Annotated in this window: 30 protein-coding genes; 19 read left to right on the top strand and 11 right to left on the bottom strand. The window is 65.5% G+C overall.

Translation table 11 applies throughout. The features are described from left to right. Positions 1-4 precede the first annotated feature (4 nt). Together E1742_RS07960 and E1742_RS07955 are read right to left on the bottom strand one after the other, a co-directional pair. Complete coding sequence (locus tag E1742_RS07960) at positions 5-1,849, bottom strand: Hsp70 family protein (RefSeq protein ID WP_134384381.1); 1,845 nt, start codon at positions 1,847-1,849, stop codon at positions 5-7. Continuing rightward, positions 1,846-2,415 carry a DUF2760 domain-containing protein gene (locus tag E1742_RS07955; RefSeq protein ID WP_134384380.1) on the bottom strand — a complete coding sequence of 190 codons (570 nt, stop codon included), beginning with the start codon at positions 2,413-2,415 and terminating at the stop codon, positions 1,846-1,848. The genes E1742_RS07960 and E1742_RS07955 overlap by 4 nt, the downstream gene beginning before the upstream one ends. A 185-nt stretch (positions 2,416-2,600) precedes the next feature. Between E1742_RS07955 and E1742_RS07950 the strand changes: the two genes are divergently transcribed. After that, positions 2,601-3,755 (top strand): PA0069 family radical SAM protein, encoded by a 1,155-nt coding sequence (locus E1742_RS07950; RefSeq protein WP_229466634.1) that lies wholly within the window; start codon positions 2,601-2,603, stop codon positions 3,753-3,755. A 15-nt stretch (positions 3,756-3,770) separates the two neighbouring features. Here E1742_RS07950 and E1742_RS07945 read toward each other — a convergent pair whose 3' ends face one another. Continuing rightward, positions 3,771-4,334: a gamma-glutamylcyclotransferase gene (locus E1742_RS07945; protein WP_134384379.1), complete on the bottom strand. Its 564-nt coding sequence runs from the start codon at positions 4,332-4,334 to the stop codon at positions 3,771-3,773. Positions 4,335-4,362: 28 nt separating this feature from the next. Then, positions 4,363-5,259, bottom strand: coding sequence for a LysR family transcriptional regulator (locus tag E1742_RS07940; RefSeq protein WP_134384378.1), 897 nt, complete (start codon positions 5,257-5,259; stop codon positions 4,363-4,365). Between the two features lie 107 nt (positions 5,260-5,366). Here E1742_RS07940 and E1742_RS07935 point away from each other — a divergent pair, with 107 nt between their 5' ends. Both E1742_RS07935 and maiA read left to right on the top strand, forming a co-directional pair. Beyond that, positions 5,367-6,392, top strand: a complete 1,026-nt coding sequence (locus E1742_RS07935; protein WP_134384377.1) for a fumarylacetoacetate hydrolase family protein — start codon at positions 5,367-5,369, stop codon at positions 6,390-6,392. Next, complete coding sequence (maiA, locus tag E1742_RS07930; protein ID WP_134384376.1) at positions 6,389-7,030, top strand: maleylacetoacetate isomerase; 642 nt, start codon at positions 6,389-6,391, stop codon at positions 7,028-7,030. Before E1742_RS07935 ends, maiA begins: the two co-directional genes overlap by 4 nt. A 49-nt stretch (positions 7,031-7,079) precedes the next feature. On the opposite strand, the gene E1742_RS07925 is transcribed toward maiA, so the two are convergent. Beyond that, on the bottom strand, positions 7,080-8,810 hold the full coding sequence (locus E1742_RS07925) for a GGDEF domain-containing protein (RefSeq protein ID WP_134384375.1): 1,731 nt from the start codon (positions 8,808-8,810) through the stop codon (positions 7,080-7,082). A 230-nt stretch (positions 8,811-9,040) separates the two neighbouring features. On the opposite strand from E1742_RS07925, the gene E1742_RS07920 reads away from it, so the two are divergent. The 12 genes from E1742_RS07920 (at position 9,041) to E1742_RS07865 (ending at position 17,815) form a co-directional block, all read left to right on the top strand. Further along, positions 9,041-9,457 carry a hypothetical protein gene (locus tag E1742_RS07920; RefSeq protein ID WP_134384374.1) on the top strand — a complete coding sequence of 139 codons (417 nt, stop codon included), beginning with the start codon at positions 9,041-9,043 and terminating at the stop codon, positions 9,455-9,457. A 204-nt stretch (positions 9,458-9,661) separates the two neighbouring features. Beyond that, positions 9,662-10,138 carry a Fe-S cluster assembly transcriptional regulator IscR gene (gene iscR / locus E1742_RS07915; protein WP_107143152.1) on the top strand — a complete coding sequence of 159 codons (477 nt, stop codon included), beginning with the start codon at positions 9,662-9,664 and terminating at the stop codon, positions 10,136-10,138. Between the two features lie 18 nt (positions 10,139-10,156). Beyond that, positions 10,157-11,422 (top strand): IscS subfamily cysteine desulfurase, encoded by a 1,266-nt coding sequence (locus tag E1742_RS07910; RefSeq protein ID WP_134384373.1) that lies wholly within the window; start codon positions 10,157-10,159, stop codon positions 11,420-11,422. 36 nt (positions 11,423-11,458) lie between these two features. Next, positions 11,459-11,842, top strand: a complete 384-nt coding sequence (gene iscU, locus E1742_RS07905; protein WP_134384372.1) for a Fe-S cluster assembly scaffold IscU — start codon at positions 11,459-11,461, stop codon at positions 11,840-11,842. 44 nt (positions 11,843-11,886) lie between these two features. Continuing rightward, positions 11,887-12,210: an iron-sulfur cluster assembly protein IscA gene (gene iscA / locus E1742_RS07900; protein ID WP_134384371.1), complete on the top strand. Its 324-nt coding sequence runs from the start codon at positions 11,887-11,889 to the stop codon at positions 12,208-12,210. Positions 12,211-12,223: 13 nt separating this feature from the next. Then, complete coding sequence (gene hscB, locus E1742_RS07895; protein ID WP_134384370.1) at positions 12,224-12,739, top strand: Fe-S protein assembly co-chaperone HscB; 516 nt, start codon at positions 12,224-12,226, stop codon at positions 12,737-12,739. Between the two features lie 37 nt (positions 12,740-12,776). Next, positions 12,777-14,657: a Fe-S protein assembly chaperone HscA gene (hscA, locus tag E1742_RS07890; protein ID WP_134384369.1), complete on the top strand. Its 1,881-nt coding sequence runs from the start codon at positions 12,777-12,779 to the stop codon at positions 14,655-14,657. 36 nt (positions 14,658-14,693) lie between these two features. Next, positions 14,694-15,035 (top strand): ISC system 2Fe-2S type ferredoxin, encoded by a 342-nt coding sequence (fdx, locus tag E1742_RS07885; RefSeq protein WP_134384368.1) that lies wholly within the window; start codon positions 14,694-14,696, stop codon positions 15,033-15,035. A gap of 10 nt (positions 15,036-15,045) precedes the next feature. Continuing rightward, positions 15,046-15,240: a Fe-S cluster assembly protein IscX gene (gene iscX / locus E1742_RS07880; RefSeq protein ID WP_134384367.1), complete on the top strand. Its 195-nt coding sequence runs from the start codon at positions 15,046-15,048 to the stop codon at positions 15,238-15,240. Beyond that, a complete protein-coding gene (locus tag E1742_RS07875; protein WP_134384366.1) occupies positions 15,227-16,129 on the top strand; it encodes a class I SAM-dependent methyltransferase in 903 nt (300 codons plus the stop codon). Before iscX ends, E1742_RS07875 begins: the two co-directional genes overlap by 14 nt. After that, positions 16,126-17,133, top strand: coding sequence for a low-specificity L-threonine aldolase (gene ltaE / locus E1742_RS07870; protein ID WP_134384365.1), 1,008 nt, complete (start codon positions 16,126-16,128; stop codon positions 17,131-17,133). The genes E1742_RS07875 and ltaE overlap by 4 nt, the downstream gene beginning before the upstream one ends. 1 nt (position 17,134) lies before the next feature. Next, positions 17,135-17,815: an RNA pseudouridine synthase gene (locus tag E1742_RS07865; RefSeq protein ID WP_134384364.1), complete on the top strand. Its 681-nt coding sequence runs from the start codon at positions 17,135-17,137 to the stop codon at positions 17,813-17,815. A gap of 21 nt (positions 17,816-17,836) precedes the next feature. Here E1742_RS07865 and E1742_RS07860 read toward each other — a convergent pair whose 3' ends face one another. Together E1742_RS07860 and E1742_RS07855 are read right to left on the bottom strand one after the other, a co-directional pair. After that, positions 17,837-18,148, bottom strand: a complete 312-nt coding sequence (locus E1742_RS07860) for an HNH endonuclease signature motif containing protein (RefSeq protein ID WP_229466632.1) — start codon at positions 18,146-18,148, stop codon at positions 17,837-17,839. Between the two features lie 39 nt (positions 18,149-18,187). Next, entirely contained in the window at positions 18,188-19,414 is a 1,227-nt protein-coding gene (locus tag E1742_RS07855; protein WP_134384363.1) for an MFS transporter, read from the bottom strand. A gap of 82 nt (positions 19,415-19,496) precedes the next feature. Here E1742_RS07855 and E1742_RS07850 point away from each other — a divergent pair, with 82 nt between their 5' ends. Continuing rightward, the gene (locus E1742_RS07850; protein WP_134384362.1) at positions 19,497-19,946 is read left to right on the top strand and encodes a winged helix-turn-helix transcriptional regulator; all 450 of its coding nucleotides are present in this window, start codon (positions 19,497-19,499) and stop codon (positions 19,944-19,946) included. Positions 19,947-19,958: 12 nt separating this feature from the next. Here the strand turns inward: E1742_RS07850 and E1742_RS07845 are convergent, their stop codons facing one another. Genes E1742_RS07845 through E1742_RS07830 form a run of 4 tightly spaced genes read right to left on the bottom strand, consistent with a single transcriptional unit; the run spans position 19,959 to position 22,228 of the window. After that, a complete protein-coding gene (locus E1742_RS07845; protein ID WP_229466630.1) occupies positions 19,959-20,468 on the bottom strand; it encodes an RDD family protein in 510 nt (169 codons plus the stop codon). A gap of 7 nt (positions 20,469-20,475) precedes the next feature. Continuing rightward, entirely contained in the window at positions 20,476-21,243 is a 768-nt protein-coding gene (locus E1742_RS07840; RefSeq protein WP_229466628.1) for a DUF3106 domain-containing protein, read from the bottom strand. Positions 21,244-21,257: 14 nt separating this feature from the next. Continuing rightward, entirely contained in the window at positions 21,258-21,662 is a 405-nt protein-coding gene (locus tag E1742_RS07835; protein WP_134384360.1) for a DUF3619 family protein, read from the bottom strand. Further along, on the bottom strand, positions 21,659-22,228 hold the full coding sequence (locus E1742_RS07830) for an RNA polymerase sigma factor (RefSeq protein WP_134384359.1): 570 nt from the start codon (positions 22,226-22,228) through the stop codon (positions 21,659-21,661). The genes E1742_RS07835 and E1742_RS07830 overlap by 4 nt, the downstream gene beginning before the upstream one ends. Between E1742_RS07830 and E1742_RS07825 the strand changes: the two genes are divergently transcribed. The 3 genes from E1742_RS07825 (at position 22,215) to ilvN (ending at position 24,935) form a co-directional block, all read left to right on the top strand. Next, positions 22,215-22,619: a hypothetical protein gene (locus tag E1742_RS07825; protein ID WP_134384358.1), complete on the top strand. Its 405-nt coding sequence runs from the start codon at positions 22,215-22,217 to the stop codon at positions 22,617-22,619. The genes E1742_RS07830 and E1742_RS07825 overlap by 14 nt on opposite strands. A 101-nt stretch (positions 22,620-22,720) precedes the next feature. Then, positions 22,721-24,442 (top strand): acetolactate synthase 3 catalytic subunit, encoded by a 1,722-nt coding sequence (locus tag E1742_RS07820; RefSeq protein ID WP_134384357.1) that lies wholly within the window; start codon positions 22,721-22,723, stop codon positions 24,440-24,442. A 1-nt stretch (position 24,443) separates the two neighbouring features. After that, the gene (gene ilvN, locus E1742_RS07815) at positions 24,444-24,935 is read left to right on the top strand and encodes an acetolactate synthase small subunit (protein WP_107143135.1); all 492 of its coding nucleotides are present in this window, start codon (positions 24,444-24,446) and stop codon (positions 24,933-24,935) included. Positions 24,936-24,954: the final 19 nt, after the last annotated feature.

The raw sequence follows: 24,954 nt of genomic DNA, 5'->3' as shown, positions 1-24,954 counted from the left end.
CGGCTTACTGGCCTTCGGAGCGGACGTCGAACTCCACCTTCCAGCGCTGGCCGTCACTGGCCACGGCCAGCAGCTCTAGGGTGCCGGCTTCGGTGGCGCGCGCATGCAGGCGCACCTGCACCACGTCGCCGGCCTGACGGCCTTCCGGCGACAGCGTGGCCTGGATCTCGTTCATCTCGATGAGTTCTTCCGGGCCCCAGAAGTCCAGCACTTCGCCAATCGCATCCTGGCGCCGGGTGGACGAGCCGAAGAAGCGGAAGTGCACCGGCTCGCCGAGCACCAGGCCAAACTCCTGGCCCGGCAGTTCCAGTTCGCTGCCTTCTTCCATGCCGAACGGCGCCACGCACAGCGCCTGGATCGGCGGCTCCATGCCGGGAATCGCCGGCATCGCCGATTCGACGGCCACGTAGTACGAACGCGCCGTGCCGCCGCGAATGCGCACGCCTTCGCCGCGCCGCACGTAGCTGTAGTACGCGGCGCCGCGCGCCACGGCCAGGTCCAGGTCCGCGCCGCCCAGCATGCGCGCCGGCTCCGCGCCTTCCATGTAGAGCCAGTCGTTGATCGTGTCCATGACGCGCGTGGCCAGCAATGCCGACTTGAACACGCCGCCGTTGAACAGCACCGCGCTTGGATGCAGGAACGTGTGGTCGGCGTTCTGCCGGTCCGCGAAGCCCGGCACGTCCGCCGTCGCGCCCACCTGGCGGCCGAGGAATGCGGCCAGGTGGCGGGTGATGGCCGCGTCCTGCGCGTACGGCAGGCCCAGTTGCGTCAGGCCGGCGCGGGCACGCACTGCGGGACGGCTGGACGCTTCCACTTTCGGGAAGAAGCCGTCGGTGATGAACGTCGTCACTTCGGCGCGGGTCAGCTCCGTGCGGATCGAGCCGCCGATCAGCTTCGAGCCGCGGCTCGGCACGACGATCGGCCAGCTTTCCGCGCTGGCGTCGGCCAGCAGGTTTTCCTTGGCGGCGCGGCAGCCATACGTCAGCGCGCGCAGCTGCCACGGGTCGAGCTTCGTGCCGCCTTCGGCCAGCTTGCGCGCGACCAGGTGGGCCAGCGCCAGGTCCATGTTGTCGCCGCCCAGCAGGATATGGTCGCCCACGGCCACGCGGTGCGGCTCCAGCTTGCCGTCCCGTTCCGTGATGGCGATCAGCGAGAAGTCGCTGGTGCCGCCGCCCACGTCGACGACGAGGATGATGTCGCCCGGCTTGACTTCCTTGCGCCAGCGGCCTTCGCTGCCCTGGATCCAGCTGTACAGCGCTGCCTGCGGTTCTTCCAGCAGCGTGACGGCGTCGTAGCCGGCGTTGCGGGCAGCTTCGGCCGTCAGTTCGCGCGCGCCCGGATCGAACGACGCCGGGATCGTCACCGTCACGGCCTGCTGCGTGAACGGCGCTTCCGGATGGGCCGTGTCCCAGGCCTGGCGCAGGTGCTGCAGATAGCGCGTGGACGCTTCCAGCGGCGAGACGCGTGTGACTTCCTCCGGCGCGTCGTTCGGCAGGATGGCGGCGCGGCGGTCGACACCGGGATGGCACAACCAGCTCTTGGCGCTTGAGACGAGGCGGATCGGCGTGGTGGCGCCACGCGAGCGCGCCATCTCGCCGGCGACCGGGCCGGCGCCGTCCGCGTTCCACGGCAGTGCCAGTTCGGCAGCGGCCATTTCGTCAGGGTGCGGCAGGTACAGGAACGACGGCAGCAGCGGCAGGTCTTCCACCGTGCCCGGGCCCGTCAGCTGGGGCACGGCAAGGACGCTCTGCTGCGTCTTCTCGCCGTCGCTGCCGGACAGGTTGACGTAAGACAGCGCGCTGTGCGTCGTGCCGAGGTCGATGCCGATGGCGTATTTTGGATCGCTCACAGTTCCACCTCGGCCGGCGCGACGATGCTTGCGTCATGCGCTTCCGCCAGTTTCGGCAGGCGCACATTGGTCGCGCGCCAGCCGCGGTGGCTCAGCGCACCCTTGAACGGCGGCTTGCCGACGACGTTGCCCGTCAGGCGCACGGCGGCGGCATCGAAGCCTTCTTCCAGGGTCACGCGGCTGCCTTCGGCCTCCGCGCGCACCGGTTCGATCGTGAAGTGCTCGCGCAGCACCTTGGCGCAGCCTTCGTGCACGACGCGGGCGGCCGCGCCGATGTCGGCATCGGCGTAACCGGCCAGGCTCTCCTGCGTGAAATCGATCAGGCGCGCTTCGCGCTGCAACAGTGCGAGCAGCTGGAGCGCGGCGTCCGGCGTGGCTTCGCGCAATGGCGCGGCGGCAGGGACGGGAGCGGGTGCGGGTGGCGGCACGGGAGCGGCCGGCGGCGAGACGGTGGGACCGGCCTGGATGCGCGCGGCGAATTCGGCATCGCCCAGGGTCTTGAAGAAGGCGCCGAAGGCGAGGGGAATCCGGGCCCAGAACGATGGCAGATTGTTTGATGTACTCATTTTGCTCTTGATATTTGGTTGGATCGCGCGCGCCGAGACCGGCGGCGACCTGCGGAATGGCGAATGATACCAGCAGCGGCGCAGTTGGCGACATGACAAGTTAGCGACAAAAGACGTGTGCGCGTTGCAGCGCCTTCCCAATCGGCCTACAATACTGTATATGCATACAGTTATCGGTGAGCGCCATGCGAGATGAGCAATTTGAAGGTCAGGTGATGCTGCCCCCGCGGCCCCTGTATGCGCAGAAGGGGCGGGGCGCCGTCTCGAACGTGCAGGGGCGCTACGAAGTCAATGGCCGCGAGTCGTTCGACGACGGCTGGGAGCATGAGGAAGAGTGTCCGAAAGTGTGGCGCACGCACGTGACGGAAGAAACGGCAAAGTCCATCCTGACGCGCAACCAGTCGCCGGATATCCCGTTCGCCGTCTCGCTCAATCCGTACCGCGGCTGCGAGCATGGCTGCATCTACTGCTTCGCGCGGCCCTCGCACAGCTATCTGGGCCTGTCGCCGGGGCTCGACTTCGAGAGCAAGTTGTATGCAAAGGTGAACGCGCCGGAACTGCTGCGCAGTGAATTGTCGAAGCCCGGCTACACGGTCGAACCCATCGCGCTGGGCGTGAACACGGATGCCTACCAGCCGTGCGAGCGCGAGTACCGGCTGACGCGCCGCGTGCTGGAAGTGCTGAAGGAATGCGACCACCCGGTGGGGCTGATCACGAAGTCGTCGCTGATCGAGCGCGATATCGACATCCTGGCGCCGATGGCGGAAAGGCATCTCGCCGCCGCGTCGATCACGATCACGACGCTGGACCCGAAAATCGCCCGCACCCTGGAGCCGCGCGCCGCGGCACCGGCCCGGCGCCTGCGCGCGATCCGCACGCTGACGGAGGCGGGCATTCCGGTCGGCGTGTCGATTGCGCCGATCATCCCGTTCGTGACGGAGCCGGAAATCGAAAAAGTCATGGAAGCGGCGCGCGACGCGGGCGCAATCATGGCCAACTACGTCGTGCTGCGGCTGCCGTGGGAAGTGAGCCCGCTGTTCCAGCAATGGCTCGAAGCCCATTTCCCAGACCGTGCCCAGCGCGTGATGAACCGCGTGCGCGAAATGCGCGGCGGGAAGGACTACGACGCCTCGTTCGGCACGCGCATGCACGGCGAGGGCATCTGGGCGGACCTGATCCGGCAGCGGGTCGAAAAGGCGCGCGACCGGCTCGGGTTGGGCGGGCCGGGCATGCGATTCAGGACGCTCGATTGCGCGTCGTTCCGACGGCCGATTGTCGTGCCGCCGCTGGGAGCGCGGGCGCGGGCGGCACAGGCTGCGGGGCAGATGGATCTTTTTTGACGCTGTCCCTGGCTTTCATGTGCCGATAGTCAGATGCGCCTCAATCGCAAACACATGCGCATCCTCATGCCCCATCTCCCGCAACGCTCGCGCCAGATGCAATAAATACTCGGCATTCGGCCCGCTCGGCCCGCGCGCGGAGGCGATGTGCCGCGCGATCTCCAGCTCCGATGCTTCGCCCAGGAACGCCGCATTGTCCTGCCGCGCGACGTAGACCAGGCCTTCCTCGACGCCGCCGTCGTCGAAGTGAATGTCGATGGCGATCCGCAGGTAGCCGTTCTTTTCCCGATGATCGAGGTGGGCGAATTCTTCCGGCGTGACGAGGTACGCCATGCCGTGGCAGATCGCGCCTTCGCAAGGGACGATGGTGGCGACGCGGCCCGGTGCCTCCGGCGTGCCCCGATGGTCGTGCGAGCCTTGCCAGAAGCGGCGCGTCCAGCCGGCAATGCTGGCGGGTTTGCGTTGCAGGTACGGGAAGTCGGCCTTCCAGATCAGCGAACCGTAGCCGAACAGCCAGACGCTGTGGTGGCCGTCGAATTTGTCCATCGCGCGGTTGATCTCGATGGTGTTGTGCGACATGGTAGTAGGGGAGAGTGGCGACGTCCGATTATAGGGTCTGGACGAAATCCAGGAGGAACCCGGTAAAACTGGCTGCCGCCGGCGATGGTGTGCGCGTTGTCCGGGTGTGGATGTAGAACTTGCGCGTCAGCTCCGGGTGGGTCAGGGGCCGCATCTCCAGGCCGTGCAGATTGACCATGGGTGCGGCGTACGGCAGGCAGGCGGTCACGCCGAGCCCTGCCGCCACGAGCGCCAGCGCCGTCGTCATGAACGTCACTTCGCTGTACGGCTGCAGGCCGCCGGCATCGGCGTGGCGGACCTTCATGTCGCGCAGCAGTCGCTCCGTGAACTGGCCCTGCAGCGCAATGAACGGATGGCGGCCCAGGTCGGCCCAGCTGACGGTGGCCTGCCGCGCCAGCGGATGCCCCTTCGGGCAGACGGCCACGAACGGCAGCTCGAACAGCAGCTGCGTGCCGATGTCCGGTAATGCGTCGCGCTCGGGACCGACGCCGATATCGACTTCGCCACTGAAGACGCGCTGCGCCACGTTGTCGACGGGGCAGTCCACCAGCAGCACCTGGATGTCGGGCTGCTCGAGCCGGTAGGCAGCGATTACGTGTGGCAGCAGCGTGCAGGCCATCATCTGCGGCGCCGCGACGCGCACCACGCCCTTGCGCAGCGCCTTGCGGCTGGCGATGTCGGCCAGCGCGCCGTCCAGATCCTGCAGCATCTTGTCGAACAGCGGCACCAGCTCGCGGCCCACGTCGGACAGCTCGACGCGGCGTGTATTGCGCTCGACCACCTTTACGCCCAGCAGCGCTTCCAGTTCCTTGATCTGCCCGGACAGGGCCGACTGCGTCAGGTGCAGCAGCGCGGCCGCCTGCGTGAAGCTGCCGGTGCGGGCGATGGCGACCAGGGCGCGCATCTGGCGCAGGGTGGGAGTCATTTGATTCGCTGATAAATTGGCTGAAAAATATCGTTTGTATGATAGCCGAATCGGAGTTCTAATGACGGCAACCGCGGCACCGTGCCGCCATCGCCAAAAGGAATTACATGAAGCTCGCCACCATCAAGAACGGCAAGCGCGACGGCCAGCTGGTCGTCGTCAGCTGCGACCTGCGCCATTGCCTGCCCGTCCCTGGGATCGCACCCACGCTGCAGGCAGCGCTGGACGACTGGGAGGCCGCGGCGCCGCAACTGCAACGCGCCTACGAGGCGCTCAACGCCGGCGCAGGTACCGACGCACAGCCATTCGACGAAGCAGCCTGCCACTCGCCGCTGCCGCGTGCCTACCAGTGGGCGGACGGCTCGGCCTACATCAACCACGTCGAGCTGGTGCGCAAGGCGCGCAATGCCGAGGTGCCCGCATCGTTCTACACCGATCCGCTGATGTACCAGGGCGGTTCGGACAGTTTCGTCGGCCCGCGCGACGCCATCTACGCGCTGTCGGAAGAATGGGGCATCGACCTGGAGGCCGAAGTGGCCGTCATCACGGGCGACGTGCCGATGGGCGCGACGCCGGAAACTGCGGCAGGCGCGATCCGCCTCGTCATGCTCGTCAACGACGTCTCCCTGCGCAACCTGATCCCGAACGAACTGGCCAAGGGCTTCGGCTTCTTCCAGTCCAAGCCGGCCAGCGCGTTTTCTCCCGTGGCCGTGACGCCCGACGAACTGGGCGCGCACTGGCAGGACAACAAGGTGCGCCTGCCGCTGCGCGTGGACCTGAACGGCAAGCCGTTCGGCCGCCCCAACGCGGGCGAGGACATGACGTTCAGCTTTGCCCAGCTGGTCGCGCATGCCGCCCGCACGCGCGAGCTGGCCGCCGGCACCATCGTCGGTTCGGGCACCGTGTCGAACAAGCAGGGCAGCCTGCACGGTTCGTCGGTGGAAAACGGCGGCGTGGGCTACTGCTGCCTGGCCGAAGTGCGCATGTACGAGACCATCGAAGGCGGCGCGCCGAAGACGCCGTTCCTGAAGTTCGGCGACACGGTGCGCATCGAGATGCACGACGACGCGGGCCGCAGCATCTTCGGCGCGATCGACCAGACCGTGCGCCACTATGAGGAAAAAGCCCGGTGAAGCTCTATACCTACTTCCGCAGCTCGGCCGCATATCGCGTCCGCATCGCGCTGAACCTGAAGGGGCTGGCGTACGACGCCGTGCCCGTGCACCTGCTGCGCGGCGGCGGCGAGCAGCGCCAGCAAACCTACCGCGCCGTCAATCCCAGCGGTCTGGTGCCGGCGCTGACGGACGGCGGCGTCACGCTGACGCAGTCGCTGGCCATCATCGAGTACCTGGAGGAGGCACACCCGTCGATGCCGCTGCTGCCGCAGGATGCGGCCGGCCGCGCGCGCGTCCGGGCGCTGGCGCTGACGGTGGCCGCCGACACCCATCCGCTGACGAACCTGCGCGTGCTGCAGCACCTGACGGGCGCGATGGGGCTGACGGAGGAGGTCAAGCTGGACTGGTATCGCCACTGGCTGGGCGAAGGGATGGCCATGCTGGAGGCGCACCTGCAGCATGGCGGGACGGGCCGCTTCTGCCACGGCGACACGCCGACGATCGCCGACTGCTGCCTGGTGCCGCAGGTGTTCAATGCGCAGCGCTTCCATGTCGACCTGGCGCCGTACCCGACGATCGCCCGGATTCATGCCGCGTGCGCGGAGATCCCTGCATTCCAGGCGGCGCATCCGTCGGCGCAGCCGGATGCCGAATAACGGCGGGAATAACTGCCGGGAATAACGGCGGCAATAACCGCGCGAGTCACTACGCCGGCAAGCGTGGCGTGGCGACGTCCTCGAAGCGCACCACGCGGTTGCGGCCTTCCTTCTTGCCGCGATACAGCGCCTTGTCCGCCCGCACCAGCAAGGTGGACGGGCTGTCGTCCGGGCGCGCCGAGCTGATGCCGATGGTGACCGTGATGGCGACGAGGGTGCCGTCGCCGGCTGTCAGGCGCAAGGCGCCTGCCGCCTCGCGCAGCCGCTCGGCGGCGACCGCGGCCACCGCCTCGTCGGTTTCCGGCATCAGCACGACGAATTCCTCGCCGCCGAAGCGGGCCGCCGTATCGATGGCGCGCAGCGACGACATCAGGACGTTGGCCACCGCGACGATGGTGCGGTCGCCGACCTCGTGGCCATGGGTGTCGTTGACGCGCTTGAAGTAATCCACGTCGACCATCAGCACCGACAGCGGATGGCCGAAGCGGCTGGCGCGTTCCAGTTCGGCCGCGATGGTGTCCGTCATCTTGCGGCGGTTGGCGATGCCCGTCAGCGGGTCCGTTGTCGCCAGCTGTTCCAGCTTCGTGTTCGCCATCAGCAGCTCCAGCGTGCGTTGCAGCACCCGGTCTTCAAGGTTGTTGCGTTCATTGTGCAGGTCCGCCAGCGTGTGGCGCCGGTCGCGCAGGGCGACGAACAGGGCGGCGATCAGCGCGCCCTGCACGCCGATCAGGGTCACCCCGGCGATGATCTGCCAGCGGTACAGGTCCCACACATTGTCCGGCCGGTTCAGCAGCACCGCGTCCGGCGGGATGGCGCCGAGGCCGAAGCGGCGCACGGTGGGATAGTCGAAATAGTAGCCTTGCACGTCGGCCGTGTCGGTCGGCTGGCCCAGCATGATGCGGGCGATGACGCGGCCGATGCGTTCGGCGCTGACGACATATCCGCCCACCACGCCGGGCTGCACCAGCGATTGCAGGCTGGTGAAGATCGGGGCGCTGCTGGCGGCGGCCAGGCGGCGCGCCAGGGCGGGCGGTGTGATGCGTGCGCCTGTGGCATCCTGGCCGGCAGGCAGCAGGAACACTGCGCTGTTGCGATCGAGGCCGCCCACCAGGTGTTCGAGCTGGGCGAACGTGTCGCGGTCGTGGTACTCGAAGTCGATGCGATGCTCGTAACGGGCCGCGGCGCGGCGCACCTCCCCCAGCCATTGCTGCAGGCGCGGCGAGCCGTCGGCGATGACCACGACCTTGCGTATCCTCGGCGCCACCTGGGCGATGATGCCGATGGACCGGGCGAAGTCGGGCCGGACTTCGAGGGCGGTGCCGTTGTCGGGCTGCCATTCGTGCCGGCCGTGATTGACGTAATAGCGGGGCACGCCGGGGAACAGGTCCGGATGACTGTCCAGGAAGCGGCTGGCGACCTGGTTCTCGGCGATGACGGCGTCCAGCCGCACGCCGCCATATTTGGCGCGCAGGTAGGGGGCCATGCTGTGCTGCGTGGCCTCGGGGCTGATGCGGTTGGCGTCGAAGCGTTCCTCGAACACGCCGGGACCGACCGCCCAGTTGTTCTTGCCCAGTTCGTCGTACAGGCCCTTGTGCATCAGGCGCTGCCATACGGAGACGGAATCGGCGCCCCAGGAATAGAGAACCAGGACGTGACGATCGGCCCCGGCCGTCGTCGCGCCCGCCACAGCGCCCGGCCCCGCAAGCCACACCAACACCGCCAGCGCAATGGCGCGGGTGCCCTGGCGAAGCAGGCGGGGAAGAGATGGCGGAACTGGCATCGGGTGCAGGGCAGGAGGAGGGAACGAAAGCGGCGGTGGTTTTGCTCGGCGGAAAGTGTATCACGATTGGTTTCTGGAAATGCAATTGATGTGGCAACCTTGCAACGGTTATTGCCCAACCTGGTAGCGTGAGCGGGTCACGGGTCAAGTCGGTGTTCGTTTGACACGTTTCGGCAGGAATCGGATACTTGCAGTGGACCGCCCGACCACCGAACCGCACGTGAACGCCCATGCTGACGCCGTCGTCTCCGCCGCTGCCGCTGAACCGTAAAGTGTGCCCGCCCGGGGCATGCGACTGCCAGCTCGAGCGGCTGCTGGACGACGAGCGGGCCGACCGGCGCATCCTGCTGTTGACGAAGGAAGAAGAAAAGCGGCTGATTGCGCGGATCGAAGCCATCGGCAGCTACGTCGAGCTGATGCGGGTAGGCCAGCGCCTGGAAGAGCAGCTGGGGGTGCGCTTGTCAATTGCGCCGGGGCCAAACGAAGTGCGCACGGTGCGCGGCTTCGCCATCGAACTCGGCCCGGCGCCGGGTCTGTGCCGCAAGACCCGCCAGGCCATCCCCGCCGCGATCCGCCGCTGCCTGGACAATCACCCGGAAATTGCCTTTGCCATCCTGGACGCGCATGACCTGCTAGGGCAGCGCTGAGTTATAATATCCGGCTGTCTCACCCCGCCGCTCGCTCCGCACCTCCATTCTGCTGCACCGCACCCAAAAAAATGCCGCCTCCGGCACGCCCGAACGGACTCTGTTATACTTGACTAAATCGTTCAACTAATAAGGTTTTCACTTAGTTGCGAGCACAAGTTTTTACCGGAATTCAACAGTGAGCTGAGCTCAACCGAGGTTGTGATGCGTCTGACTACCAAAGGCCGTTTTGCCGTGACTGCGATGATCGACCTGGCCATGCGCCAGGGCAAGGGTCCCGTCACGCTCTCTGGCATCAGCCAGCGCCAGGCGATTTCGCTGTCCTACCTGGAGCAGCTGTTCGGCAAGCTGCGCCGGCACGAGATCGTGGAGTCGATCCGCGGTCCCGGCGGCGGCTACAGCCTGGCCCGCCGCGCCGACAAGGTGACGGTGGCCGACATCATCATCGCCGTCGACGAACCGCTCGATGCAACCCAGTGCGGCGGCAAGGAAAACTGCCATGGCGCCGACCACGCCACGGGCGCGCGCTGCATGACCCATGAGCTGTGGGCCACGCTGAACGAAAAGATGGTCGATTACCTGGACTCGGTCTCGCTGCAGGACCTGGTCGACCAGCAGAGACAGAAAAACGCCGAACAGAATGTCGTGGTCATGCACCGCAACCACGCCGCACTCGGTTAAACCCTTTGGAGTAACAAGATGAACGCCCCTGAAAAGAACGTCGCCAAGGTAGCCCCGGTCGAGTTTCATACCGCGCCGCACTTCCCGATCTACATGGACTACTCGGCCACCACGCCGATCGATCCGCGTGTGGCCGACAAGATGATTCCTTACCTGCGCGAGCAGTTCGGCAACCCCGCCTCGCGCAGCCATATGTACGGCTGGACGGCCGAAGCGGCGGTCGAAGAGGCGCGCGGCCACGTGGCGGCGCTCGTCAACGCCGACCCGCGCGAAATCATCTGGACCTCCGGCGCGACCGAGAGCAACAACCTGGCGATCAAGGGCGCGGCCCAGTTCTACAAGACGAAGGGCAAGCACATCGTCACCGTGAAAACGGAGCACAAGGCCGTGCTGGACACCGTGCGCGAACTGGAGCGCCAGGGCTTCGAAGCCACGTACCTGGACCCGCAAGACAATGGCCTGATCTCCGTTGAACAGCTGGCCGCGGCCGTGCGTCCGGACACGATCCTCGTCTCCGTCATGCTGGTCAATAACGAGATCGGCGTGATCCAGCCCGTCAAGGAAATCGCCGCGTTCTGCCGCTCCAAGGGCATCATCTTCCATTGCGACGCGGCGCAAGCCACGGGCAAGGTCGCCATCGACCTGCAGGACCTGAAGATCGACCTGATGACGTTTACGGCGCACAAGACCTACGGCCCGAAAGGCGTCGGCGCGCTGTACGTCTGCCGCAAGCCGCGCGTGCGCATCGAAGCGCAGATGCATGGCGGCGGTCACGAGCGCGGCCTGCGTTCGGGCACCTTGCCGGTGCACCAGATTGTCGGCATGGGCGAGGCGTTCCGCCTGGCGAAGGTCGAGATGGACGAGGAGACCGCGCGCATCAAGGCGCTGCGCGACCGCCTGGCCTCCGGCCTGCAGGAAATCGAAGAGGTCTACATCAACGGCGACATGGACAACCGTGTGCCGCACAACCTGAACGTGAGTTTCAACTACGTCGAAGGCGAGTCGCTGATCATGGCCGTGAAAGACCTGGCCGTGTCGTCCGGTTCCGCCTGCACGTCGGCCAGCCTGGAGCCGTCGTACGTGCTGCGCGCACTGGGCCGCTCCGACGAACTGGCGCACAGCTCGATCCGCTTCACGATCGGCCGCTTCACGACGGAACAGGACATCGACTTCGCCGTCGAACTGATGAAGTCAAAGGTCGGCAAGCTGCGCGAACTGTCGCCGCTGTGGGATATGTTCAAGGAAGGGATCGATATCAACTCGATCCAATGGGCGGCGCACTAAGCGCTGGCGAAACAATTACAGAATCAGGAGCACCAAATGGCTTACTCGGAAAAAGTTCTCGACCACTACGAAAATCCCCGCAACGTGGGCGCCTTTGAAAAGGGCGACGACAGCGTTGGCACGGGCATGGTGGGCGCGCCTGCCTGCGGCGACGTGATGAAGCTGCAGATCAAGGTGGGCGCCGATGGCGTCATCGAAGACGCGAAATTCAAGACGTATGGCTGCGGTTCGGCCATCGCATCGAGCTCGCTCGTGACGGAATGGGTCAAGGGCAAGACGCTGGACCAGGCGCTGTCGATCAAGAACACCCAGATCGCGGAAGAACTGGCGCTGCCGCCGGTGAAGATCCACTGCTCGATCCTGGCCGAAGACGCCATCAAGGCGGCCGTGCTGGACTACAAGACCAAGCACTCGGCATAAGAAGTCAGCAACTCTGCAACAACGCAGCAGCAAGGAGCAAAGATATGGCAATCACGTTGACCGAAAAAGCAGCGAAGCACATCAACCGTTATATCGAACGACGCGGCAAGGGCGTCGGCCTGCGCTTCGGCGTGCGCACGACGGGCTGCTCGGGTCTCGCATACAAACTGGAATACGTGGACGAAGTATCGAATGACGACCACGTGTTCGAGTCGCATGGCGTGAAGGTCTTTGTCGATCCGAAAAGCATGCCGTATATCGACGGTACGGAGCTGGACTTCGCCCGCGAGGGCCTGAACGAAGGCTTCAAGTTCAACAATCCGAACGAAAAAGACGCCTGCGGCTGCGGCGAAAGCTTCCGCATCTGACTCTCACGCTACTGTGCAAAATCACTTCGAGCTTTTCCACCTGCCGCAGCGCTACGCCATCGACAGCAACGCGCTGGACAGCGCTTACCGCGATGTCCAGTCGCAGGTGCACCCCGACCGTTTCGTGGGCGCCACCGACGCTGAAAAGCGCGTGGCGATGCAGTGGGCCACCCGTGCCAACGAGGCCTATCAGACGCTGAAGAATCCGCAGAAGCGCGCCCGGTACCTGTGCGAGCTGCACGGCGTGGACCTGCAGACGGAGTCGAATACGGCCATGCCGATGGCGTTCCTGATGCAGCAGATGGAATGGCGCGAGGAGCTGGCCGAGGCTCGCGCCGGCAAGGATGTCGAACTGCTCGACAAACTGGACGCGCAGCTGCGCGCCGCGCGCAAGGAGCAGCTGGCGGCGATCGAACTCCACCTCGACGGCGCCGACTACCAGGCCGCTGCACAGGGTGTGCGCGCCCTGATGTTCCTCGAAAAATTCGGCGAAGAAGTCCGCTTCGCCTTCGATGCGATCGAAGCATAAGCGCCCGATCGCAGCCTAAAACAACAACAGGTTTCACATGGCTCTTCTGCAAATTTCCGAACCGGGCATGTCGACGGCGCCGCACCAGCATCGGCTGGCCGTGGGCATCGACCTTGGCACGACGAACTCGCTGGTCGCCACCGTGCGCAGCAGCATTCCCGAAGTGCTGAACGACGAGGAGGGCCGCGCGCTGCTGCCGTCCGTCGTGCGCTACCTGCCCAACGGGCACGCGCATATCGGCTGCAAGGCGCAGGCCGAGCAGACCACCGACCCGAAAAACACGATCGTCTCCGTCAAGCGCTTCATGGGCCGTGGCCTGAAGGACATCGCCTACGCGGAAAACCTGCCATATGATTTCGTCGACGGTCCCGGCATGGTGCAGATCCGCACCGTCGCCGGCGTGAAGAGCCCCGTCGAGACCTCCGCCCAGATCCTGGCCACACTGCGCCAGCGCGCGGAAGATGCACTGGGCGACGACCTGGTCGGCGCCGTCATCACGGTCCCTGCCTATTTCGACGACGCGCAGCGCCAGGCCACGAAGGACGCAGCCCAGCTGGCCGGCCTGAACGTGCTGCGCCTGCTGTCCGAGCCGACGGCCGCCGCCATCGCCTATGGCCTCGATAACGGCTCCGAAGGCCTGTTCGCCGTCTATGATCTGGGTGGCGGCACGTTCGACATCTCGATCCTGAAACTGTCCAAGGGCGTGTTCGAAGTGCTGTCCACCGGCGGCGACTCCGCATTGGGCGGCGACGATTTCGACCACCGCCTGTTCTGCTGGATCCACGAGCAGGAAAAGCTGGCGCCGCTGAACGACGAGGACACGGCCGTGCTGATGGTAAAAGCCCGCGAGGCGAAGGAACTGCTGTCCACGAAGGCCGAAGTGACAGTCGACGCGATCCTGTCGTCGGGCGATGAAGTGCACCTTAAAGTCACGGCCGAGAAGTTTGCCGAGATCACGAAGCACCTCGTCGCCAAGACGATGAACGCCGTCAAAAAGGCACTGCGCGACGCGAACATCGACCCGGACGATATCGACGGCGTCGTCATGGTCGGCGGGGCCACGCGCATGCCACACGTGCAGCGCGCCATGGGCGACTACTTCCACACGATCCCGCACGCGAACATCGACCCGGACAAGGTCGTGGCGCTGGGCGCGGCCATCCAGGCCAATCTGCTGGCCGGCAACCGCGCGCCGGGCGACGACTGGCTGCTGCTGGACGTGATCCCGCTGTCGCTGGGCATCGAGACGATGGGCGGCCTGGTCGAGAAGATCATCCCGCGTAATTCGACGATTCCATGCGCCCGCGCGCAGGAGTTCACGACGTTCAAGGACGGCCAGACGGCGCTGGCCGTGCACGTGCTGCAGGGCGAGCGCGAACTGGTGACGGACTGCCGTTCGCTGGCGCGCTTCGAGCTGCGCGGCATTCCGCCGATGGCGGCCGGCGCGGCGCGCATCCGCATCACGTACCAGGTCGATGCCGATGGCCTGCTGTCCGTTTCGGCGCGCGAGCTGCGCTCGAACGTGGAAGCGTCGATCACCGTCAAGCCGTCGTATGGCCTGGCCGACGACGACGTGGCGCGCATGCTGCAGGATTCGTACACGTCCGCCGAAGTGGACATGAAGGCGCGCGCACTGCGCGAAGAACAGGTGGAAGCTGAACGCATCCTGCTGGCCACGCAGGCCGCGCTGGACGAGGATGCGGCGCTGCTGTCGAACGAGGAACGCACGGCCGTGGACCTGTTGATGATCCATACCCGCGAGATCCTGGCGCAATCGCAGGCCGGCACCGTCGACCATCTGGCCGTCAAGGCAGCGGTGGAAGCGCTGGCGCACGGCACCGAGGAATTCGCGTCGCGCCGCATGGACCGCAGTGTGCGCAGCGCGCTGGCCGGCCGCACGCTGGACCAGGTGGCCTGAGCCGCCCACAACAAAACAAGATAACCGAGGTAACAAGTGCCACAAATCGTCATCCTGCCCCACGCCAAGCTGTGCCCCGAAGGTGCCGTCATCGAAACGGAGGCAGGCAAGTCCGTCTGCGACGTCCTGTTGGAAAACGACATCCATATCGAACACGCCTGCGAAAAATCGTGCGCCTGCACCACCTGCCACGTGATCGTGCGCGAAGGGTTCGCGTCGCTGAACGAGGCGACCGATACGGAGGAAGACCTGCTGGACAAGGCATGGGGCCTGGAAGCGCAGTCGCGCCTGTCGTGCCAGGCGATCGTGGCCGATGAAGATCTCGTCGTCGAGATCCCGAAATACACGATCAACCACGCCAGCGAAGGCAGCCACTGAAGGACGTGCCATGAAGTGGACCGACATCACCGCAATCGCCGAAGCACTGTACGACAAATATCCGGACATCGACCCTGCGTCGATCCGCTTCACGGACCTGCACCACTGGGTCGTGACGCTGGAAGGATTCGACGACGACCACAAGCGCGGCGGCGAAAAGATCCTGGAAGGCATCCAGCAGGCGTGGATCGATGAAGCGCAATAAAGCCGATGCCAAGGCGGCGTCGCTGCCGACGACCGTGTCCGACATCCCCGAGATCCGTCCGGGCCAGTCTGTCGCGCTGCTGCAGGAGCTGCACATCCTCACGCGCGACGGCAAGCTCAATCAGGACAGCCGCCGCAAGCTCAAGCAGGTGTATCACCTGTACCAGTTCATCGAGCCGCTGCTGCAGGACGTACGCAGTGAGAAGGGTTCCGTGTCGCTGGTCGACCATGGCGCCGGCAAGTCGTACCTGGGCTTCATCCTCTACGACCTGTTCTTCAAGAGCCTGCACGACGATTCCCATATCTACGGCATCGAGACGCGCGACGAGCTGGTGCAGCGCTCGCGCGAGCTGGCCGCGAAGTTCGACTTCCCCGGCATGTCGTTCCTGCCGCTGTCCGTAGCCGAATCGACGACGTCCGCCGAACTGCCGGAACAAGTCGATATCGTCACGGCACTGCATGCCTGTAACACGGCCACCGACGACGCCATCGACTTCGCGCTGAAGAAGCATGCGAAACACATGGTGCTGGTGCCTTGCTGCCAGGCCGAAGTGGCGTCCGTGCTGCGCAAGAACAAGGGCAAGGACCTGGGCAGGAGCGCGCTGACGGAAATCTGGCGCCACCCGATCCACACGCGCGAATTCGGCAGCCAGGTGACCAACGTGCTGCGCTGCCTGCAGCTCGAAGCGCACGGCTACCAGGTCAACGTGACGGAACTGGTGGGCTGGGAGCACTCGATGAAGAACGAGCTGATCGTCGCGACGTACAAGAACCTGCCGCGCCGCCGTCCCACCGAGCGGCTGCAGGAAGTGCTGCAGACGGTCGGGCTGGAGGAGCTGGGCAACCGCTTCTATGCCGAGCAGGCGCAGGCTGCGGAAAGCGCGCCATGACGATCGACCTGCGCAGCGATACGGTAACGCAGCCATCGGCCGCGATGCGCGACGCGATGGCGTCCGCCCCTGTCGGCGACGACGTGTATGGCGACGACCCCACCGTCAACCGCCTGCAGGAGCACGCGGCGGAGCTGTTCGGCTATGAGGCGGCGCTGTTCGCGCCGTCCGGCACGCAGACCAACCTGATCGCGCTGCTGGCCCATTGCGGCCGCGGCGATGAATACCTCGTCGGCCAGGAAGCGCACACGTTCCGCTACGAAGGCGGCGGCGCGGCGGTCCTGGGCAGCATCCAGCCGCAGCCGATTGCGAACCAGCCGGACGGCTCGCTGGCATTGGCCGACATCGCCGCGCAGATCAAGCCGCACGATTTCCACTTCGCCCGCACCAGGCTGCTGGCGCTGGAAAACACGATCGGCGGCCGTGTGCTGCCGCGCGAATACGTGAAGGCGGCGACCGCGCTGGCGCACGAGCGCGGGCTGGCGACGCACCTGGACGGCGCGCGCGCCTGCAACGCGGCCGTGGCGCAGGGCGTCAGCCTGTGTGACGCCGTCGCCGGCTTCGACAGTGTCTCGGTCTGCCTCTCGAAAGGGCTGGGCGCGCCGGTCGGCTCCGTGCTGTGCGGCTCGCGCGCCTTCATCGAAGAGGGCAAGCGCTGGCGCAAGATGCTGGGCGGCGGCATGCGCCAGGCCGGCATCGTCGCTGCGGCCGGGTTGTACGCCTTGCAGCACAACGTCGAGCGCCTGGCTGAGGATCACGCCAATGCTGCCTTCCTCGCGGCCGAGCTGGCGAAGATCGACGGCCTGGCTGTCAGCTCGCCGCAAACGAACATCTTCTATGTCGACGTGCCGGCCGCGCACTGCGCCGGTTTGGCCCAGGCGCTCGCTGCGGCCGATATCCGCGTGTCGATGGCGCCGCGCCTGCGCCTTGTTACCCACCTCGACGTCACGCGCGCGCAACTGCGCACCGTGGCCGACGTGTTCTCCACCTATTTCCAACAATAATATGACCGACGAAAACACGATCCGCCTCTCGAAACGGGTGGCGGACATGCTGCCCTGTTCCCGCCGCGAGGCGGAGCTGTATATCGAGGGCGGCTTCGTGCTCGTCGATGGCGCCGTCGTCGAAGAGGCCGGCGCACGCGTGGCGGCGGAGCAGGCGGTGACGCTGGCACCGGATGCGACCTTGCTGGAAATCGAGCCGGTGACGATCATGCTGAACAAGCCTGCCGGTGCCGATCCGCTGGCGTGCCTGACGCCGGAAGCGCGCAACGCGCAGGCGCGGAAGGAGCGCTTCCTCAAGCGCCATCTGCACAACCTGACGCCGGCGTTGCCACTCGATAATGATGCCAGCGGCCTGTTCGTCTTCACGCAGGACTACCGCATCGCCCGCAAGCTGGTGGAAGAGGGCGCGCGCATGGAACAGGAAATCATCGTGGACGTGCGCGGCCGCATCGTCGAGGATGGGCTGGCGCAACTGAACGGGGGCGCCACGAAGGTCAGCTGGCAGAACGAGCAGCGGCTGCGCTTCGCCATGAAGGGGCCGAAGCCCAGCCAGATCGAGAAGATGTGCAAGGCTGTCGGCCTGACGCCCGTCGCGCTGAAGCGCCTGCGCATCGGCCGGATGTCGATGGGCGGGCTGGCGGTTGGCGAGTGGCGTTATCTGCAGGGCTTCGAGCGGTTTTGATGCCTCTGGGGTTGAGTACCCTCACCGCCGCTTCTTCGCATTCGACGTTGCGGTGGACGTATAAAACTCCGGCGGCTTGCGCGCGACCCAGTCGATGAACGTGCGGATCTCGTCATGCGCCTGCAGCGCTTCCCACGTGTGATACGTCTTGAACAGCTCGCGCTCCGTGAACACGGAGTGGATCTTGCGGTGGCAGATTTTATGGATGGGGAACTGGGCACGGCCCTTGAACGTGCGCGGCACCAGGTGGTGACGGTCGATATTGGCCGTGCCGAGCGGGCGGCCGCACAGGGGGCATAACGGTTCGCTGGGGCTGTCGTCATCGTTCCACATCCCTGTCATGTGGTGGCGCCGGCGCCGGCTGCAAGGCTGTCACGCCGTCCAATGGCGGGTCATCCGCCAGAACGCCAGCGCGGCCAGACCGACCCCGGCACCCAGCAGGCAAACGCCAGCCCAGCCCCCAACCGCATACATGGCGGTGCCGGCCACGGCGCCGAGCCCGCTCCCCGCCGCATAAAACATCATGTAACAGCCGACCACGCGGCTGTGCGCTTCCGGCCGCACGGCAAAGATCATGCTCTGGTTGAGCACCTGCAGCGCCTGCACGGCCAGGTCCAGGGCGACAATGCCGAGCGCCAGCAAAGCCACCCGCGCCGGCATGCCCAGCGCCAGCGACGGTGTCAGCGCCAGCCCGAGCGGCACCCAGGCCAGCACGAGCAGCGCCAGTGCGGCGCCGCTGGTGCGCTGTCCCAGTCCGCGGTCCGCCAGCCGGCCGGCCCGGCTGGCGGCCAGTACGCCGACCACGCCGGCAAGGCCGAAAGCGCCGATGGCCGTATGCGACATGCCGTACGGCGGCGCGGACAGCGGCAGCACCAGCGCGCTCCAGAATATGCCGAAGGCGGCAAACATCAGGAAGGCGATGCCGCCTCGTATTTGCAAGACGCGCTCGTCGCGCAACAGTGCCAGCATCGACCGGATCAGCAGGCCGTAGGGCAGGGGGCGGACAGGCGCCGGCTGCGGCGGCAGCCGCCACCACAGCAGCACACCGATGCCCAGCATGGCCGCTGCCGACACCAGGTACATCGCCCGCCAGCCGGCCAGGTCGGCGATGCCGCCGGCCAGCACGCGCGCCAGCAGCAGGCCGGTGACGACGCCGCCTTGCGTCGCGCCGACGACTCGTCCGCGCTCGCCCGCCGCCGCCGCGGTGGCGGCATACGCGATCAGCCCTTGCGTCATGGCGGTGCCCAGCATGCCCACCACCAGCATCGCACCGACGAGAAACGCCGCCGACCGCGCGCTGGCTGCGCACAGCAATGCGACGCACAGGACACCCAGCTGCATCAGCATCAGGCGTCGTCGCGGCATGCGGTCGCCCAGCGGCACGAGCAGCAGCAGGGCGAGGGCGCTGCCGACCTGCGTCGCGGTAACGATGGCGCCAGCCGCGCCGACGGGAATGCCGAAGTCCGCCGCCATCAGGTCCAGCAATGGCTGCGCGTAATACACGTTGGCGACGCTGACGCCGCTGCTGGCGGCGAACAGCGCGACCAGTCCCGACGGCATCGAGGCCTGGACTGTCGGCGGAGCGGCGAGGTGGGTCATAGGGTCTCCGTGTGGTTGCAAAACAAAACCACTGGAAGCTTACGCATATTGGTTTTAAAATGCAACCACAAGGAGAATCATCATGCCGCGCAAGAAAGAGTCAAATGCCGAAACCTGTCCCGTCGCCCGCACGCTCGACGTCGTCGGCGACCGCTGGTCAATGCTGATCGTGCGCGACGCTTTCGACGGCGCGGCGCGCTTCAGCGACTTCCAGCGCCGGCTTGGCATGGCACGCAATATCCTGGCGGACCGGCTGCGCACGCTGGTCGAACATGGGATCCTGTCATTGCAGCCCGCTACCGACGGCAGCGTCTACCAGGAATATGTACTGACGAAAAAGGGGGGCGATCTGTTCACAGTCATCGTCGCACTGCGGCAGTGGGGAGAGCGGCACCTGTTCGAAGACGATGAGCCGCGCTCGGCGCTGCTGGACAAGGCGAGCGGGACGCCGCTGGCGGTGATGGTGCCAACGACGACGGATGGGAAAGCGGTCAGTGCGAAAGAGACGGCGGTACAGCGACCGCTGCAATGAAACCCGGCAACATCACGCGGCGCTGGCCTTGACGTTCCTGGCAGGCTTCGCCAGCGCCACCAGCCGCGTCCCGGCAATCCTGTCATGCAGGAACTGCCGGTCGCGGTCGAGGAAGGCGGTGAGGGACCACAGCACGATACCGACGAGCAGTGCGATCAGCGCATGCCATTGGTGCAGCCCGAACGCCCAGCTGACGATGGCGGCCGGCAGCACCCACAGCCAGCACAGCAGGTAGCGTACGGTCGCGGCGCGTGGCGTGACGGTAGCGCCGTCCGCCATGGCAACGCGGATGCGCCATGTCTGCATGGCCAAGGTCTGGCCCTTGCGGGTCCATTGATGGATGAAGTAGGCCCCCAGCACGAGGAACGCCAGCGCCTGGCGCATGTGCTCGACGACTTCGGCATGGCTGGCCTTGACGACCATCTCGAACACGAGAAACGGCAGGAACAGCACGGCAAAGCCCAGCAGGAGTTCGTACACCATCGACATCAGGCGACGGCGTACGCTGGGAACACCCGCCACTGCCGGATTATTTGCCGGCATTGGTGGTGGCGGGAGGGGGCGGCGCCGGCGGCACCATGGCGGCCGGCGTGACGGCACCTTCCAGCGGATAGACGATCTCGGGCACCGCAGGCGATGCGGGAGCGGGTGCGGTCGGGGTGACCGGAGGCTGCGCCGCCGGCGTCGGCGGTACGGCAACGACCGGTGGCGGCGGCACCGTCGGCAGCACGGACGGATGCTGCTTGATCGGTTGCGGCGTCCTGACGAGGTTCTGTTTTGGAGTCGGCGGCTTGGCGGCCTGCGGCTTCTTGGCGGCGGCGGCGTCGGCCAGCTTGCGTTTTTCCTCTTCCGGCAGCAGCAGGTACTGTTCCCACTGCGCTGCCTTCTTGCCGCCCATGATCTTCTGCGCCCGCGCGTAGTTCTCGCGCACGGCCTTGCGTTCTTCCGGCGTCAGGTCGACCCAAGCGCGCATGCGGTCGTGCACGCGCTGCTGTTCCGCCGGTTTCATCGAGTGGAAGCGGCCCGCGATCTCGAGCCATTTCTGCTTGCGCACGGGGCCGAGGTCATCCCAGCCTTTTTTCAACGGTTCGAGGGCGCGCTGCTGTGCCGGTGTCAGGTCCTGCCAGCGCATTTCCGCGGCGGTCGGTGCCAGCAGGGGGATGGAGGCCGCCGATGCGGCGCTGCCGGGCTGGGGCGTGCCGGATCCGCGCAGTGCGACATAGGCGCCGACACCGACGACAAGCGCCAGCGCCGCGGCGCCGGCCAGCTTCCAGGTACGACCGGGGATCCGCGCCATCCTACGCGCCATCCTTATTGCTCGCGCGTTTCAAGATAGGCGTTGAAGCCGTGGTCCAGGTAAGCCGACAGGGGCAGTTCGTCCGACAGCACGGCCGCATCCAGCTCGGCCAGCTCTTCGATCGACTGCTGATGCTCGTACTGATACACGCCGACCATGCCGCCGACTACCAGCAGCAGGGGCAGTACGACGCTGAAACGGCCGAGCCAGGCGATCGGGTCCGCAAACATGCCGCCGCCACCGCCGGCCGTGGCGGTCGCGGTGCGCGTGACGCGCACTTCCACGTGAGCTTTCTTGCGCGCCAGCGCGGCCTGGCGGGCAGCGGCCAGGCGGTCCGTGGTCGAGGCGGGCAGGTCTTCCAGCCGTTCGTTCAGGGCGTGACGTACGCGGTAAGCGAAATTGATGTCTTCGGTGTTCATAGTTTGATTCCCTTGGCTTTGAGCGATGCTGCGAGGGTATGAGTCGCCCGTGAGCAATGTGTTTTTACGCTCCCTTCGGAACATCCCATCGCCGCCGCCGTCTCTGCCACATCCATATCCTGCCAGTAACGCATAAGGAATGCTTCGCGTTGACGCGCCGGCAGCTTTTGTACTTCATCGTCGATCACCTGGAGTACCTGCATGCGCTCGACCTGGTCGGCGCTGGATTCGGCTGCCTGGGTGCCGTGTTCGGCCTCGTAGGATTCCAGTATATCAAAATCTTCATTTTCTTCCCGGGAATTACCCAGCCCGGAAAACAGGCTGACCCAGGTATTGCGCACTTTCTCGCGCCGGAAGAAGTCAAGGATCGTGTTCTGCAAGATGCGCTGGAACAGCATGGGCAGCTCCGCTGCGGGCTTGTCGCCATACTTCTCGGCCAGCTTGATCATCGCGTCCTGTACGATGTCGAGCGCCACTTCGTCCCTGCGCACCGCATACACCGCCTGCTTGAAGGCACGCCGCTCGACGCTTTCGAGAAAGTCGGAGAGTTCTTTGTCTGTTGCCATTGAGGTGGTGTTGCGCGCCGTTGAGGTCCTTAAACCAGCGCATCCTAGCAAAAAAGCCGGTTTTCCGCAGGTTTTTGACAGATTTGGCCACGCCTATGCACCAGGACGCGGCAGCGAAATGGACAAAACTGTGAAAAAGGCGATTGTTCTTGACCAAAATGGTGCGACGCAGTACCGTATGGAACGCTTTGCACACCACAAAGCTCCCTGGTCTTTGCCATCGGCACACAACGCCATGGCGACCGACCCGCTTTCTCTTTGTCAGCAGTTTGCTCAGACCCGTGCCACAAGCGCGAGAGGTCAGTCAACCGTTGCAGAAACTCAAGCCAAACGAGTTGCGTTACAGCGACCGTCCCGCACCCCACTACGGTTGGGGGAACAGACGGCGTGACCGCAGAAAGAAGGGACGCTTGGGGGTACTGCACTGTGGGGCTGGTTTCGTCAGGCTCGAGCATCCGTTCAATCTCCTATGGACCTTGAAAGGAATGTTTCATGAACACCGAAGCAGCAATCACAGGCGCCGAGATCCTCGTGCGTTGCCTGGCTGAAGAGGGCGTCGAGCACGTCTTCGGCTATCCGGGCGGAGCCGTCCTCTATATCTACGACGCGATCTTCAAGCAGGACAAATTCCAGCACATCCTCGTCCGTCACGAGCAGGCCGCCGTCCACGCCGCCGATGCGTATTCGCGCAGCTCGCAGAAAGTGGGCGTCGCCATCGTCACCTCCGGTCCCGGCGTCACCAATGCCGTGACGGGCCTGTCGACCGCCTATATGGATTCCATCCCGATGGTCGTCATCTCCGGCCAGGTTCCCAGCCACGCCATTGGCCAGGATGCCTTCCAGGAGTGCGACACCGTCGGCATCACCCGCCCCGTCGTCAAGCACAACTTCCTCGTCAAGGACGTGAAGGACCTGGCGGAAACCGTCAAGAAAGCCTTCTTCATCGCCCGCACCGGCCGTCCCGGTCCCGTGCTGGTCGATATCCCGAAGGACATCTCGATGCACAAGCACGTGTTCTCGTATCCGAAAGAGATCGAGATGCGTTCCTACCGCCCCGTCGACAAGGGCCATTCGGGCCAGATCCGCAAGGCCGTGCAGCTGCTGCTGTCGGCCGAGCGCCCGATGATCTATACGGGTGGCGGCGTGATTCTCGCCAATGCGTCCAATGAGCTGAACAAGCTGGTCGAGCGGCTCGGCTTCCCCGTCACGAACACGCTGATGGGGCTGGGCGGCTCGAAGGCGTCGAGCGACCAGTACGTAGGCATGCCCGGCATGCACGGCACCTACGAAGCCAACATGGCGATGCAGAACTGCGACGTGCTGATCGCCATCGGCGCCCGCTTCGACGACCGCGTCATCGGCAATCCGAAGCACTTTGCCTCCAGCCCGCGCAAGATCATCCACGTCGACATCGACCCTTCGTCGATCTCGAAACGCGTCAAGGTCGACATCCCTATCGTCGGCAACGTCAAGGACGTGCTGGTGGAATTCCTCGCCCAGCTGGACGCGGCGGAGCACCGCCCCAACGCGGCGCAGCTGTCCAAATGGTGGGGCCAGATCAGCGAATGGCGCGGCCGCGAGTGCCTGAAATACACGGACTCCGATCTTGTCATCAAGCCGCAGTCGGTTGTCGAGAAGGTGTACAAGATCACGGACGGCGATGCATTCATCACGTCCGACGTCGGCCAGCACCAGATGTGGGCCGCGCAGTACTACCGCTTCGACAAGCCGCGCCGCTGGATCAATTCCGGCGGCCTGGGCACGATGGGCGTGGGCCTGCCGTACGCGATGGGCGTGCAGATGGCGAACCCCGATGCGACGGTGGCCTGCATCACGGGCGAAGGCTCGATCCAGATGTGCATCCAGGAGCTGGCCACGTGCAAGCAGTATCACCTGACGCCGAAGATCATCCTGCTGAACAACCGCTTCCTGGGCATGGTGCGCCAGTGGCAGCAGCTCGATTACGGTTCGCGCTATTCCGAATCGTACATGGATTCGCTGCCGGACTTCGAGAAGCTGGCCGAGGCCTATGGCCACGTCGGCATGCGTATCGAGAAGCCGGGCGACGTGGATGGCGCGCTCAAGGAAGCTTTCGCGATGAAGGACCGTCTCGTGTTCATGAACTTCATCACCGACCAGAGCGAGAACGTCTGGCCGATGGTGCAGGCGGGTAAAGGCCTGTCCGAAATGCTGCTCGGCGCGGAGGACCTCTGATATGCGACACATCATCTCCGTATTGCTGGAAAACGAGGCGGGCGCGCTGTCCCGCGTCGTGGGCCTGTTCTCCGCGCGCGGCTACAACATCGAAACGCTGACGGTGGCGCCGACCGAGGATTCGACCCTGTCGCGCATGACGATCGTCACCAGCGGCTCGGACGACATCATCGAGCAGATCACCAAGCACCTGAACCGCCTGATCGAAGTGGTGAAGGTGGTCGACCTGACCGAAGGCCAGCACATCGAACGCGAGCTCATGCTCATCAAGGTGCGCGCGGTCGGCAAGGAGCGCGAGGAAATGAAGCGCACCGCCGACATCTTCCGCGGCCGCATCATCGACGTGACGGAAAAAACGTACACGATCGAACTGACGGGCGCGAAATCGAAACTGGACGCCTTCATCGACGCGATCGACCGGGCCTCGATCCTGGAAACGGTCCGCACCGGCGGCTCGGGCATCGGCCGCGGCGAACGGATCCTGAAGATCTGAGCCTGCCGCATCAATTATT

Origin of the sequence: Pseudoduganella plicata, assembly GCF_004421005.1 — a bacterium.
GTDB classification, from domain to species: Bacteria; Pseudomonadota; Gammaproteobacteria; order Burkholderiales; family Burkholderiaceae_D; genus Rugamonas; species Rugamonas plicata.
This window is presented reverse-complemented; position numbering and strand designations above follow the sequence as displayed.

Coding starts and splice junctions, on each gene's coding strand:
- ltaE (WP_134384365.1), top strand. CDS start 16,126: ATGACGATCGACCTGCGCAGCGATACGGTAACGCAGCCATCGGCCGCG.
- E1742_RS07950 (WP_229466634.1), top strand. CDS start 2,601: ATGCGAGATGAGCAATTTGAAGGTCAGGTGATGCTGCCCCCGCGGCCC.
- E1742_RS07955 (WP_134384380.1), bottom strand. CDS start 2,415: ATGAGTACATCAAACAATCTGCCATCGTTCTGGGCCCGGATTCCCCTC.
- E1742_RS07945 (WP_134384379.1), bottom strand. CDS start 4,334: ATGTCGCACAACACCATCGAGATCAACCGCGCGATGGACAAATTCGAC.
- E1742_RS07850 (WP_134384362.1), top strand. CDS start 19,497: ATGCCGCGCAAGAAAGAGTCAAATGCCGAAACCTGTCCCGTCGCCCGC.
- E1742_RS07875 (WP_134384366.1), top strand. CDS start 15,227: ATGAAGCGCAATAAAGCCGATGCCAAGGCGGCGTCGCTGCCGACGACC.
- E1742_RS07840 (WP_229466628.1), bottom strand. CDS start 21,243: ATGGCGCGGATCCCCGGTCGTACCTGGAAGCTGGCCGGCGCCGCGGCG.
- hscA (WP_134384369.1), top strand. CDS start 12,777: ATGGCTCTTCTGCAAATTTCCGAACCGGGCATGTCGACGGCGCCGCAC.
- E1742_RS07920 (WP_134384374.1), top strand. CDS start 9,041: ATGCTGACGCCGTCGTCTCCGCCGCTGCCGCTGAACCGTAAAGTGTGC.
- iscR (WP_107143152.1), top strand. CDS start 9,662: ATGCGTCTGACTACCAAAGGCCGTTTTGCCGTGACTGCGATGATCGAC.
- E1742_RS07830 (WP_134384359.1), bottom strand. CDS start 22,228: ATGGCAACAGACAAAGAACTCTCCGACTTTCTCGAAAGCGTCGAGCGG.
- E1742_RS07925 (WP_134384375.1), bottom strand. CDS start 8,810: ATGCCAGTTCCGCCATCTCTTCCCCGCCTGCTTCGCCAGGGCACCCGC.
- E1742_RS07940 (WP_134384378.1), bottom strand. CDS start 5,259: ATGACTCCCACCCTGCGCCAGATGCGCGCCCTGGTCGCCATCGCCCGC.
- E1742_RS07935 (WP_134384377.1), top strand. CDS start 5,367: ATGAAGCTCGCCACCATCAAGAACGGCAAGCGCGACGGCCAGCTGGTC.
- E1742_RS07865 (WP_134384364.1), top strand. CDS start 17,135: ATGACCGACGAAAACACGATCCGCCTCTCGAAACGGGTGGCGGACATG.
- iscA (WP_134384371.1), top strand. CDS start 11,887: ATGGCAATCACGTTGACCGAAAAAGCAGCGAAGCACATCAACCGTTAT.
- E1742_RS07835 (WP_134384360.1), bottom strand. CDS start 21,662: ATGAACACCGAAGACATCAATTTCGCTTACCGCGTACGTCACGCCCTG.
- ilvN (WP_107143135.1), top strand. CDS start 24,444: ATGCGACACATCATCTCCGTATTGCTGGAAAACGAGGCGGGCGCGCTG.
- E1742_RS07820 (WP_134384357.1), top strand. CDS start 22,721: ATGAACACCGAAGCAGCAATCACAGGCGCCGAGATCCTCGTGCGTTGC.
- iscU (WP_134384372.1), top strand. CDS start 11,459: ATGGCTTACTCGGAAAAAGTTCTCGACCACTACGAAAATCCCCGCAAC.
- E1742_RS07910 (WP_134384373.1), top strand. CDS start 10,157: ATGAACGCCCCTGAAAAGAACGTCGCCAAGGTAGCCCCGGTCGAGTTT.
- iscX (WP_134384367.1), top strand. CDS start 15,046: ATGAAGTGGACCGACATCACCGCAATCGCCGAAGCACTGTACGACAAA.
- E1742_RS07860 (WP_229466632.1), bottom strand. CDS start 18,148: ATGTGGAACGATGACGACAGCCCCAGCGAACCGTTATGCCCCCTGTGC.
- E1742_RS07855 (WP_134384363.1), bottom strand. CDS start 19,414: ATGACCCACCTCGCCGCTCCGCCGACAGTCCAGGCCTCGATGCCGTCG.